Raw genomic sequence first — 12,129 nt, 5'->3', positions numbered from 1 at the left:
CATAGTTCTTTATTGCTCAGAAGCAGCCTATTAGTAAAATTTTTGCATTTATTAGAAGCTCAGGAGAATAGAACGTCGATGCTTATTTTACGTAAACGAGAATTCTGTTTATCATTAAAGAGTGAATACGGGTAGAGTTTATTGGTTGGAAATGAAAATAAACAGTTATGTAGAAATATGTACAGTCTACAAAAAACTCAGATATTTCTGAATAACAGCCCAATAACTTAACATCTTTTATTTCTTTCTGTCTCATTCCATCAGATCTATCCCTACCTTATCTAGCTTGTCTAACCAGTTAATGAACTTCTTTACATTATCTCCCTCAAATATGGAACCGTGTTGTGGTGCAATGATCTTTATATCTAATTCCTTAACCCTTTTCAGCCAAATGTCTAAGGCTTTTCTTGTGGGCAAGTATCTCTTATGGAACCACTCCATGTACTTCACATGTTCATCAAAGTTTTGTACATAAAGACTCCATTTTCCTTTAGGGAATACCGCTGCCCCTATATCTCCTGAAAAGTAAACCTTAGATTTAACGTCATAAACGTGGAAGTTTCCTTCGGAGTGGAGGAAGTGAGCAGGAATGGCTCTCACTTCGTTTTTCTCTATCTTAAACTGCATACCTTTGTCTGGTATTTTTATAATTCTTTCTGCACTACTTGGATCTGAGATACCTAGATGAGGTAAAAATCTCTCCCAGATCTCTGATATGTACACTTTAGCGTTAGGGCAGGTATCTAGCCAGAGGTTCATTGCTCCTACTACGTCTGGATCTTGATGGGAATAGAACAGCCCAATAATATTCTCAGGTTTTACGAAATCTTTTAAGTTCTTAAATACCCTTTCAAATACAAAATACCCACCTGGATCCAATAATATACCTTTGTCCCCGTCTACAATTAAATACTGATTCGTCAGTAAACCTTTTTCGTAATCAGACTCATCAAGCCCTAGCCAGACAAATTTGTGGTCCTTATCCTCATGAATAATATATGGCTTATGGATCCTCACTCTCTAATTCCCTCCAAAAGCTTTGGTGAGACCATTACGTATACCTGAGTCTTATAGTTGCCTGAAAGAGTGTTTAAAATGTCTTCCTTTCCAAAATACTCCTTTCCGTCTTTCATCACATACACTCCCTTTACCTCTCCATTTATATATAATACCCTAAAAGCCGATGGTCCGCTTCCTGAGATATATACAACAGGATATTCTGATAACTGTGAAACTACCTCTTGCAGATAATCAACCACGCCACCTACATTTAAAGCTACGTTCTGCGTTCTCACCATTTTGGATTTCATTACCAACTTGGACAGATAAGATAGCTTTGAGAGGTTTTGTGAATAATCCTCTTCATTTTCACCATTTTCCTTTATCTCGTACATTTCAGCCTTATCCATGTCATTTAGAATACCTTTTCTTATCTCTTCCAACACTTTATTTAGATTCCTTCCAACAATCCACTCCTTCTCACCCTTGTAAGTTAACGTGACTCTTAACATGTCCTCTGTCTCGTGGTAAAATCCTATTCCGAATGTGTTACCCTTATCATCTACTGCAGACCACTCAACTGAATCTGATGAAATAACTGGAGTTTGGATCTTAAATCTCGAGGTTAGTCTGAAGAACCATAGTATTCTAAATCTTAATATCATGTACCCATCTTCAACACCAACAACACTGGGTATAACACCTAAAACATTGTCAGGATTTTTTGCCCACTCTAAAGCATGATCGATATTGTCCACGCCTATTACTACTGTTTCTGACCTCATGGAAACAAAACCGTATTTGATCATATATAAATATATTTATACTCTCATCGGTATTAGTTTTAGATATATCTTGATATAAATTGAGAAAGATAAAATAGTAATTGTATTAGGAAAATTCAGTTAATTTCTAAAAAGTAAAATATAATACGTTTTCTTCACTCAACAAGCGGGTAAATATTAAGGGTGAAAGTAATTAGTATTTCACTTGTTATATCAGGAAAGCCTATGATTATCTCAGGACAAATATCATTTTACAAAATGACGAAAGCCTCGCCCTTTAGGGCGGGGAAGAAGTCAGCTAGATCGTCACACGTCATTCGGAATAAGCCGTACATTTTTAAGTTATTTATTATAAAGCTAGCACAGGAGTTTTAGGTAAGTGGATGAAAAGGTCTCAAGCACGATTAATGGTCTACGATTGCTCTGAAATACGATACTATAACAGGAGGAAGGCAAATATTAGGAAGTAGTTTGATTTTTTCGAACACATTTTTATATTGATTGTGGTCTTATCTAAAGTCAAGTATTACTAAGATCTTATAATATATATAGTATATGAGTAATTTTCTAAATAGGTTACTAATGTAATATAATTCAAATTGTAATAGTATTACTGTGACTGGAAGGTAATACTCAGCTAGTCCAAATTTTAATAACTATACACCAACGACTTGTTCTAAACTCAAGTTCATGAAGTCATACTTATATTGAAAGCTTCAATTCTCTTTGATATTTATAACTTAATATACAGGATTAAGATGGTTTGATTATGCTCTCGGATTTCATTGACTTTAAACTAAAAACTCATTATACACCAATTTTCCTAAATTATCATCAATTCCAAGGCTGATTATCAAGGTTCTTGAAATAATTCCTGTCATGGTTAACTTATCTTTTATAGAATTCTGAAGTATATTAAGTATGTTGTTAATGAATATAATATGTATGAGGCTAAGAATATAACCAGACCACTAGTCCAAGCTAGGATGGCAGTTTTGCATTTGGCACATACTTTTCCCGCAAGCGTACTTAAAACGTAAATGACCAATATGCTTAGTATCTTTATAGTAAACAACATCATTATGCCAACATAATACGCATTAATATTATCGTATGGCTGGAGAAATATGTTATAGTCTGACGCATCAAAGTTTATCCATGCAATACTTGAAACTACAGCGTCTATGAGGTTACCTCCTATTATGATAATCCAGAAGATTCTACTTAACGTTAAATTGCCCTTAAACACCTCTGTTATACCTTTTCTGACCCCGTTATCGAAATATAACACCAGACCGGTGAATATTAGTGAAAAAGAGAAGACTAAGAATTCATAAGGGAACTCCCTAATAACATTAGTTAAAGAATTGATGGGAAAATTTGCCGTTATTATTTTGTCGTAGTTGTAGCTAGTTGCTTTGTAGTTTTCTATAAAGGGAAGTGTTCCAACCATCTATTTCTTTCATGTATACAATAGATAGATATTTAAAATCTACACCTAAGTTCTTAGGGTATAATATTAAATAGTTGAAAAACAGATATAGTCAATTCAAAAAGGGATAGATAGAAAATTTTTATTTAGTTTTGTGCTATTTGTTAAAAATGAAAAATTCGTATATTTCCTCTCAAAGTTTGAAAGATAAAATTTTGTGTGTAACCTGAAGAGTTTAAAGTATTTTCAAATTAAAAAGCTATTTATATAATAGCTTTTCAATATGTTTAAATAATATGAAAGGACTAAGTACAAGAAACTAGGATTAGACTTGCGGAGTCGATGAACGTGGCTAAAATTATTATTTCACGTAAAACTTAAAGTAAAATAGTGAGTAGACCTGAGGTTAAGAGCTTTTGTCTCCGCTGATCATGATCAGAGAATAAGACTGAAAAAGTTAACATCAGCATTTTAAAACCATAGTCATCCATAAATCTATTCTTCAATTATGTAATAAAAACTCAAATGATGTTAAGATTTTGAGAGACGTAGAATTAAAAATAGTATAATTCTATGAGTTTAGCATGTTAAAAGATTAAACTTTGATAGAGCGGTGTTAGCAATCATATATAACGCAATTTACCATTTTAGGTTGTAAGACAAATATATTCTCTTAGGATCATAAGCTCGGAATTTAAACATTTTGGTCTTCAGTACGTGTTAACGAGAAGTACCTCAAAAATTTTGAATACTCTGACCTCAAAAAAGACTCCCTTCATTCTTTATCTATTAACATTTAATTCTATATATTTATGAATACGATCAAAATTCTTTTATTTTGCGATATTAGCTATTTTAAATAATGCCTAGAGGAAGATTTTATGGACCTAAGGAAATAAAGACGGGACTATTTAGAGTAGGACTGTTTTATGTTTTCTTCATAATATTTTCTCTTTATTACACTTATTTGATAATGCAGGGTGGGTATCAGGATATATTAATAAGCTACCTGTCCAATCCTCTGTCAGTTACTATTCTAGCCTGTTTTGAGACTGGGGGAATAATAGGTCTAGAAACGTCATTGCTATTTATTGCAACAATTCCTGATAAAAGTGGAAACCCTTATGGACTATACTTTAGTAGTGTAGTTCTTATAACTTATGTAGCGCTAGCGTTTTATGTGATACCGGGAATTGTTAAAATTAGGAGAGGATTCACAAATTATCCTAAAGAAGTGAGAATCGGTAGAGTAGGTACAAGCCTAATATTAATCTGTATCTTACTTTATATGATGTCCTTTGGATACTTAGTGCTCTCCTTGAATTATATCGTCCCTTCAGTTGACTTTTCACTCTTTACATACTCTTTTTTGCTACTTACGCTACTTTACACGATAGGGCAACTGCTCCTCGGTATCGGTTTATATAGAGTAGGGAGAATCTATAGGAGTGGTTTATTAAAGGTAGGAGGAGTACTTATAGCCATACCTGTTACTCATTTCATACCGTTTATAGGGTATATCTTATCAAGACTCGGAATAGAAGAAGTAATGGATAATGGGAGGGGCACGTCTATTAATAGAAGACATCACAGACGGTTTTCCATAAATACAATTTATTTAGTGTATTAAGGACTAGAGAGAGCAGACAATAAGCTATTTGTCTATATGTAAATTTTCAGTGAATTAAACGAAATATACGGAGAATTTTGTTGCCTAGGATTTTCCATAGCTGGATTTTATTCATAAATTGGTCTGTTTATTGCACTATAGGCTCATTGTCTCATCTCAAGAGCTCTATGAATGGCTAAGTCAAAGATACTTGCTTATTCTTTAATTTCCTCTAATATTTTGGGTGATGCTATAGCGTAAATTTGAACCTTAAAAGCTCCAGATAAGGTATTCAAAATGTCTTCATTGCCAAAGTACTCTTTTCCCTCCTTTAGAACATAAATCCCCTTAACTTCATTATTTATGAACAAAATCCTGAATGCTGATCCACCGCTTCCTGATATATATATAACAGGGTACTCTGAGTACTGGTTCACTATATCTTGCAAATAGTCCACCAGTCCCCCTACGTTAATTGCCACAGTCTGAGTCTTAGTGAACTTACTCTTCAAGGTGAGCTTTGAAAGGTAGGATAATCTAGAAAGGTTTTTTGAGTAATCATTTGGAATAGTAGTGGTTTCATTATTGTTTCCCAATTGTGGACGTGTTTCAGGTATATCTGAAACATCTCTTAATATACCTGCCCTTATTTCCTCTAAAATACTATCAAATTCTCCTTCTACTATCCACTCTCTTTCCCCGAAATAAGATATAACTACTCTTATTGTACTCTTACCTTCAGCTACGAAAGTTACCCTGAAGTTATTTCCCTTATTATCTCTGAAATTATATTCCACAACATCATCTGAGATCAAAGACGGTTCAACAAGAAATTCTGATTCAAAGTTGAGCATAAGTCTAGAGAATTTCATCTTCACTGTAGTACCCTGTGACTCAACAATATTAGGTATGAGTGGAAGGACGTTGTCCAAGTTTTTAACCCACTGGATCACAACATAATTGTTCTTTACTGCAACAGTAATTGACTCTGATGCCATAATTCTTCTTAACACCGAAACGAATAAAAAGTTTATTATTGAAATAACGAGTTATAGCTTGTATTGAATAAAATTTAGTTTTACTTAGAGATAAAATAAATTCGTTTCAAGATTGTTATTAAACACTCAATTTCGTATTTAAAAATTACTTGGAGGATGTATTAAGTTACATATGTGTAATTTCTAGATAACAATTTCATGTAAAATAAACCTATTTTTTATATATTCTCGTTGAATGCATATTTTCTACTAGACCTCATAAAATAGTCTTTGAATTACAAAAGAATGAAAGCCTCGCCCTTTAGGGCGGGGAGGAAGTCAGCTTGTCACTAAGGTCTAAATTTGTATTGAGAATCTTTTAATATGTAGTATCAATGCATACAATTGATGCGAAAAGCCACCACAATTGTAGTCCTAATATTTCTCATGTTAACCCTATCGCCACTCATTAGTTTTGCAGTGACAGCTCCTGTTGGAATTTCGAGTATAAGTCCCAATATTACAACCATATCGATACTAGGCTATGCGAACATTTCATCACTATTAGCCTACAATTCAAGCTTCTATCAGCCATATGGTGCATCTCTTCAACTAAATGCAATACTTGAGGTCGACACTCCTAGCAACACATATTACTTCTGGGTTCAAAATGTAGCGAACTTTATAACCAATAATAACACGCTCTTCTTTAATGACAATATATGGAATGCAACTGAAATGAACTCAAATATATCAGAAGTCATAGGTAGTGGAAACATTTCAACATGTAGTTCATGCCAAGCTCCTCAGACTTTTTATGGTACCTCTTCTCAACAGACTATATATTACAACTTCCCATTGTCCTTCTACCTGTTCATAAATATTACTCCCTCTGTAAGAGGACCACTAGTCACATTTGGATATATCATACTCCAGAACGGAAAAATAATATCGCCAAAGGTTCAAGTTTATGACAACGTTATAATTCCAGTACAGGGTACCACATCTGCGCAGATTGTGGTACAGAATTCTTATACGTATGTATACAATCAGGGTTCGTATTCTTATTATGGTCTAAAAAAGGACGTGGAATTAGTTTGGGGAGGATTTAGTAACGGGGAACGTACTACATTTAAGGAGATGTCAAGTCTCTTAGCTATGTACTATTTAAAAGATGGAAAATGGTTACCATTTAATGATGTTTACAACTACGGCTTTGATACTGCTGAATCTGGAAGTAACCTGACCGTATATGTAGATAGGCAGGGCTTTGCCCATGTTACAACAGGTAACCTGAACAAAGGGGAATTAACAAATAATTTTAACCCACCAACACCCTATTTTACGTTCGTCAATATTTCTAGCCCAATACCATTTATCGTTGACGGAAATAAATTCTACAACTTCACAGCATATATAAACTCTCCCTTATCGATTTACCTTTACTCCAATTACTCCTTAAGTAATGATTCCTTTGCATTACTTAATCATACTTCTACGCAAAAAATGGTAAAATTTATAATAAATTCATCAACCTGGTTTAGCTCTGTACAGTTCACTCCCAAATATACGTTTTACTATAAATTGAATGTAATCTCTTCAATTCCGGTCATAGCACTTGTTAACGGTGTTAATACAACCCTGAAATCGGGCTGGTACCCAGAAAATACTAGGATCACTATATCAACCTCGAACTATTACTTATCAAATAACACCAGGTATGTTATTACTAAAGTAGTACCCTCAACTAGCATTACCATAAATAGACCTTTCAACCTCACAGTGAAAGCCCAACTTCAGTACTTAGTCAATATGAGCGGAATATTGACGTGGCAGAATAACGGATCAGAAATAACCATACCCAATTATAGACCGCTGTTATACACTATCGCATACGAGGGGACTTATAATCTACTACCCGGTGATACGATAACAGTAACTCAACCCATAACCGAGAGGTTAATTATTCGCCTTAACTACGAGAACATATTTGTTGTGTTTGCCGGAATCATAATCCTTTTAATTATATACTTGTTAGTCAGAAAACCATCAGGTTACGAGTAATTAAATAACGTTTTGAAGTTGAAATTATTTGGGCTTACTTTGTTAATTTTCCTTCTTACACCTTTTCTCTTCCAACTTACCTTTTAAAAATCTAGCCAGTGTAGGTAACTACTACAGGTAGTCCTAAACCAGTATTAAAGTATATTGTAGCGCTGTACTCAGACTGCTTGGTAAATGTTACATTTGAATTACTCTTTATTTCGAATGTCATAGTCTGTGTTTGCCCTGCTCTTAAAATTGAACTTTGTGGATTAACGGGTACGAACTTCATGTTTGCTATCCAAACACTGGTTATGTTTACATCACTTGTTCCTGAATTCTTCAAGGTGACTGTCAAATTATAGACCTCACCATAACCAGTCAATGTTCCACTACCTATAACCTCTACTGGTTCTTGTCTAGGAATTGTACCAGCTAGACCATAAGTGAATAATACTACAGCTATAACTGCTATGAGACCTATTATGGTCAAAATTAGAGCAATAATAGAATCCGACATACCTCTCTTAATCTTTAATTTATTCTTGTTTACTTTCATATCCGTTATAAATTACGTATAGCATTAATATTAAATTTTTCTTTCAATTTTCATTTATGACAGCTTTCCTGCAAGGGAAAGAATACCGAGATGTGAAACTTTACAGTATCACAGTCATCTGGAATATTATTCACGTGTGTAAATAGAATTTCATGCATAATGTAGACCCTATTGTGCTAAATAAGGTTTATTTATTTTAGTAACCTTTAGAAATTATGCAAGATCTTTTTTGGGAAAATGTGCATTCCTTAAGGGAAAAAGTCTGTAGTGGCGAAATTTCTTCTGAGGAATTAATCATTAAATTTCTGGAAAGAGTAAACAGGCTGAACCCAAAAGTGAATGCAATAGTTACGCTTAATGATAGGGTAATTGCAGAAGCTAAAGAAATGGACTCCTTAGCCAAAAAAGGAATATGTAAACCTCTCCATGGTATCCCGGTTACAATTAAGGACAACATCTTAACTAAGGGGGTTAGGACCACCTTTGGGAGTGTATTATTCAAGGACTTTGTACCAAATGAAGACTCCATTATATCTGAGAGATTAAAAGAGGCTGGAGCTCTTGTCCTAGGAAAAGCGAATATGCCTGAGTTTGGTCTTGTGGGAATAACAGATAACCCCCTTTTTGGTGTAACTAGAAATCCATGGGATCTATCAAGAACCCCAGGAGGGTCAAGTGGAGGTTCTGCAGCAGCAGTAGCCTTGGGTCTTTCCCCAATCTCTATAGGCAATGATGGAGGAGGGTCAATAAGGATACCCTCTAGCTTCTGTGGAGTATTTGGCTTCAAACCATCACCACATGTAATTCCTAAGTATCCACCACCAAACACATTCCGAGGAATAAGCGTGGATGGTCCTATTACGAGATATGTGAGCGATGCTATACTTACAATGAGAGTACTTTCTGGACCTGACTTAAGGGATAGGAGGTCGTTAACAGTGCCTAAAATAAACTTCGATGGAGAGCTAAATTGGAACGAGGCGAAAAAACTCAGGATTGCATATTCGAGGAACCTGGGATATGGGGTAGTAGATAGTAAAGTGGAAAAAGTTATCGAGAACTCCGTTTACAGGTTGAGGGAACTAGGTGTAGAGGTAATCGATGAGATAAACCCCGAACTCCCAAACTTATACAAAGCCTTAATGACCAAGATTACAGTGGAATTTGCTACCTTTATTTACGATAAATTAGAGGAGTGGAAAAAAGTCACATACAAGCCTTATCTCAATTTCCTGTTACCGTACTTTGAGAAACTCACCTATCACGATTATGTAAAAGTTGATAATGAGGTAGACAGACTGTGGTCTAAATTGTCTAATGTTTTCCAGAAATACGATTATCTGATTACTCCAACTGTATCTGTTGTTGCGTTTAAGATTGAAGAAGGTATTGGTCCCAATGAGATTAACGGACAGAGGGTGGGCTTTGGAGAATGGTCACCCTTCTCATTCCCATTTAACCTCACCGGTCAACCAGCCTCAAGTATTCCAGCAGGTCTTGTTAATAATCTACCAGTCGGTATGCAGATTGTTGGGAAACCGTATGACGACTTTGGAGTACTGAGATTATCATTGAATTATGAGAGGATGTTTCCTTGGCATGAAATGAAACCGCAGATTTAAGATCTATAGTAATACGAATGAAGAAGCGAAGTTGAAACTGCGTAAAGTGGAAGTTGCCTATTTGTAGCTACGGTATTATTTGTAGCACATGGGATTGCATGAAGTTAGACTTGAAAATTTTTACCCCTTCTTATCTAGGTAATACTTAACTGCCTTTCTTAAAGCTCTTCTCAATATCTCCTCTAAAGTAGGAGCCTTTATCCCAAGTTTTTCAGCTAGTTCCGTCATGGTTATTCTCCTCTCAATATCAAAGAAACCCATCTTATATGATAATTTCAATATCTCTAATTGCCTTTCCGTCAGTTGCTCTTCATCTAGCTCAGATGTACTACCTACTATAGCCTTTACACCTATCTTAGTAAACTCGTCGATAAGACTCTTCAAGGAGAGCAGATTTGGAACAATGAGTTTGTACATGACTGCATTATTTCCTACAACTTTCACTTTTTCAACCACAGCGTCACTCAGGTAGAGGATTTTACACACCTTACAGCCTTCCGTCCTAATCCAGACACTGTTTTCGCTTATCCTTAAGGTTTTTGATCTCCTTTCCCTCAACTCCCTGAGTAATTTTTCAGTTAACTTCAGGGTTGCGATGTGGTCAGTAACACTCTCCCTCATCTTTACATTGTTAATTTCTGCCCTTATGTTAAGTTCTTGAAACAATTTCATAATTAAGCAAGGGTGATTCTCTATAATAAATGTGACACTCATAGGTTTCTTTACATCATCAGCACCCATATCTTCTAATATTAACTTTCCTTATTTATTAAACTTTCTATGTATTCTTTGAGCACAACTGCGTTATTATGTTCAGAGTCACCAGAGTATAGAAATGTTACAACGTTAGTCAACTTAACTATCATTAATAGAGGTTTAACTTTTGGATTATACCTCAACTCTTCTAAATATCTTCTCTTAAATTCCTCCCATTTTTGTGGTTCATAATTATACCATGCTATTAATTCTTCAGATGGGGCAAGATCCCTAAGCCACATATCGATAGAGCCTCTAGTTACGGAGGCTGGCCATGTTCTCTCGATCAATATTCTAATCCCGTCGCTAATCTCTGGTTTATCATAAACGTTTTTTATTTTTATCATAATGCAGGGGAAACGTTACTGGAAATAAGTTCAACACCTTAACAGTTAGGGTTGGAAAATAGATAAAGAAGTTTAAATATCAATTAAAAAATCTTCCAAAATTAAAATGCATACAAAAAGACAGGATTAAATAATCTGAGGAGAGACTTATAAAAGAATTGTTTACAAGGTAAACAAATCTGAACTTTTCAGTATCTAAAGTAACCCTAGACTGCTATATTAACACTTTTTTATGTTACATCTACCAAATAATTATTATGCTCATAATAGGTCATAGGGGCGCTCCATTGGAGGCGAAGGAGAACACCATCCAGTCTTTTTTAATAGCTAAAAATTTAGGTGTAGATGCAATCGAGCTAGACGTTCATTTATCCAGTGATAATAAAGTGATTGTTTTCCATGACGATGCTGTTTTAATCAACGGTAAGATGGTTCAAGTTAGTGAGTTGGCATTAGAGAGGTTAAGGAAAGTTACTGGGATCGAGGTTCCCACCCTTGAAGAAGTATTAGAAACAGTAGGTGATTTTAACTACGTTGTGGAGATCAAGAAGTCGAGCGCTTTCTACTCATCAATCGAGGAAAGAGTTGTAAAGGCAATAAGGGAGAGAGGTCTAGTTGATAATGTAAACGTAATATCATTTGATTTTGACTCCGTTAAGAGGGTGAAGGAAATAGAGGAAAAAATCTCAACAGGGATAATTTTTGTAGGTAGGATAAACTGGTTTTTAGGAATTGCTAAGGAAGTCAAGGCTGACTGGTTAGCATTTTATCATGAACTTGTAACCGAAGAGGATGTAAAAATTGCTCATCATAGTGGTTTAAAACTTGATGCATGGACAGTAAATGACTTAGATCAAGCCGGAAAACTGGAAAGAATTGGAATTGATGCTTTAACTACGGACAACCCAAGGAAGATGATAGAAGTATTTAAAGGGAGAAAGAAGAGCGCATAAACTTGATAATATATTTTTTACCTGTGATTTAAATCTACCAGTGAATA

At 34.9% G+C, this 12,129-nt stretch carries 11 protein-coding genes; 4 read left to right on the top strand and 7 right to left on the bottom strand.

What is annotated here, in order from left to right; all coding sequences use genetic code 11:
- Positions 1-252: 252 nt before the first annotated feature.
- The 3 genes from SUSAZ_09960 to SUSAZ_09950 all read right to left on the bottom strand — a co-directional run bounded on the left by SUSAZ_09960 (position 253) and on the right by SUSAZ_09950 (position 3,237).
- Positions 253-1,017 carry a beta-lactamase gene (locus SUSAZ_09960; protein AHC52188.1) on the bottom strand — a complete coding sequence of 255 codons (765 nt, stop codon included), beginning with the start codon at positions 1,015-1,017 and terminating at the stop codon, positions 253-255.
- Positions 1,014-1,757 carry a hypothetical protein gene (locus SUSAZ_09955; GenBank protein AHC52187.1) on the bottom strand — a complete coding sequence of 248 codons (744 nt, stop codon included), beginning with the start codon at positions 1,755-1,757 and terminating at the stop codon, positions 1,014-1,016. The genes SUSAZ_09960 and SUSAZ_09955 overlap by 4 nt, the downstream gene beginning before the upstream one ends.
- A gap of 922 nt (positions 1,758-2,679) precedes the next feature.
- Positions 2,680-3,237: a hypothetical protein gene (locus tag SUSAZ_09950; protein ID AHC52637.1), complete on the bottom strand. Its 558-nt coding sequence runs from the start codon at positions 3,235-3,237 to the stop codon at positions 2,680-2,682.
- 841 nt (positions 3,238-4,078) lie between these two features.
- Between SUSAZ_09950 and SUSAZ_09945 the strand changes: the two genes are divergently transcribed.
- On the top strand, positions 4,079-4,846 hold the full coding sequence (locus SUSAZ_09945; GenBank protein AHC52636.1) for a hypothetical protein: 768 nt from the start codon (positions 4,079-4,081) through the stop codon (positions 4,844-4,846).
- A 194-nt stretch (positions 4,847-5,040) separates the two neighbouring features.
- On the opposite strand, the gene SUSAZ_09940 is transcribed toward SUSAZ_09945, so the two are convergent.
- Positions 5,041-5,775 (bottom strand): hypothetical protein, encoded by a 735-nt coding sequence (locus SUSAZ_09940; GenBank protein AHC52186.1) that lies wholly within the window; start codon positions 5,773-5,775, stop codon positions 5,041-5,043.
- Between the two features lie 435 nt (positions 5,776-6,210).
- On the opposite strand from SUSAZ_09940, the gene SUSAZ_09935 reads away from it, so the two are divergent.
- The gene (locus SUSAZ_09935; GenBank protein AHC52185.1) at positions 6,211-7,866 is read left to right on the top strand and encodes a thermopsin; all 1,656 of its coding nucleotides are present in this window, start codon (positions 6,211-6,213) and stop codon (positions 7,864-7,866) included.
- 91 nt (positions 7,867-7,957) lie between these two features.
- Here SUSAZ_09935 and SUSAZ_09930 read toward each other — a convergent pair whose 3' ends face one another.
- Complete coding sequence (locus SUSAZ_09930; GenBank protein AHC52184.1) at positions 7,958-8,404, bottom strand: hypothetical protein; 447 nt, start codon at positions 8,402-8,404, stop codon at positions 7,958-7,960.
- A gap of 275 nt (positions 8,405-8,679) precedes the next feature.
- Here SUSAZ_09930 and SUSAZ_09925 point away from each other — a divergent pair, with 275 nt between their 5' ends.
- Positions 8,680-10,026: a glutamyl-tRNA amidotransferase subunit A gene (locus tag SUSAZ_09925; GenBank protein AHC52183.1), complete on the top strand. Its 1,347-nt coding sequence runs from the start codon at positions 8,680-8,682 to the stop codon at positions 10,024-10,026.
- Positions 10,027-10,146: 120 nt separating this feature from the next.
- Here the strand turns inward: SUSAZ_09925 and SUSAZ_09920 are convergent, their stop codons facing one another.
- Positions 10,147-10,767: an RNA polymerase sigma70 gene (locus SUSAZ_09920; GenBank protein AHC52182.1), complete on the bottom strand. Its 621-nt coding sequence runs from the start codon at positions 10,765-10,767 to the stop codon at positions 10,147-10,149.
- 11 nt (positions 10,768-10,778) lie between these two features.
- Positions 10,779-11,129 carry a uroporphyrin-III C-methyltransferase gene (locus SUSAZ_09915; protein AHC52181.1) on the bottom strand — a complete coding sequence of 117 codons (351 nt, stop codon included), beginning with the start codon at positions 11,127-11,129 and terminating at the stop codon, positions 10,779-10,781.
- Positions 11,130-11,383: 254 nt separating this feature from the next.
- Between SUSAZ_09915 and SUSAZ_09910 the strand changes: the two genes are divergently transcribed.
- Entirely contained in the window at positions 11,384-12,082 is a 699-nt protein-coding gene (locus SUSAZ_09910) for a glycerophosphodiester phosphodiesterase (GenBank protein ID AHC52180.1), read from the top strand.
- Positions 12,083-12,129: the final 47 nt, after the last annotated feature.

It is taken from the genome of Sulfolobus acidocaldarius SUSAZ, from assembly GCA_000508305.1.
GTDB classification, from domain to species: Archaea; Thermoproteota; Thermoprotei_A; order Sulfolobales; family Sulfolobaceae; genus Sulfolobus; species Sulfolobus acidocaldarius_A.
This window is presented reverse-complemented; position numbering and strand designations above follow the sequence as displayed.

What these genes read in the sequence shown, in the direction of transcription:
- SUSAZ_09950 (AHC52637.1), bottom strand. Translation starts at nt 3,237, where the DNA reads ATGGTTGGAACACTTCCCTTTATAGAAAACTACAAAGCAACTAGCTAC.
- SUSAZ_09920 (AHC52182.1), bottom strand. Translation starts at nt 10,767, where the DNA reads ATGGGTGCTGATGATGTAAAGAAACCTATGAGTGTCACATTTATTATA.
- SUSAZ_09915 (AHC52181.1), bottom strand. Translation starts at nt 11,129, where the DNA reads ATGATAAAAATAAAAAACGTTTATGATAAACCAGAGATTAGCGACGGG.
- SUSAZ_09935 (AHC52185.1), top strand. Translation starts at nt 6,211, where the DNA reads ATGCGAAAAGCCACCACAATTGTAGTCCTAATATTTCTCATGTTAACC.
- SUSAZ_09930 (AHC52184.1), bottom strand. Translation starts at nt 8,404, where the DNA reads ATGAAAGTAAACAAGAATAAATTAAAGATTAAGAGAGGTATGTCGGAT.
- SUSAZ_09945 (AHC52636.1), top strand. Translation starts at nt 4,079, where the DNA reads ATGCCTAGAGGAAGATTTTATGGACCTAAGGAAATAAAGACGGGACTA.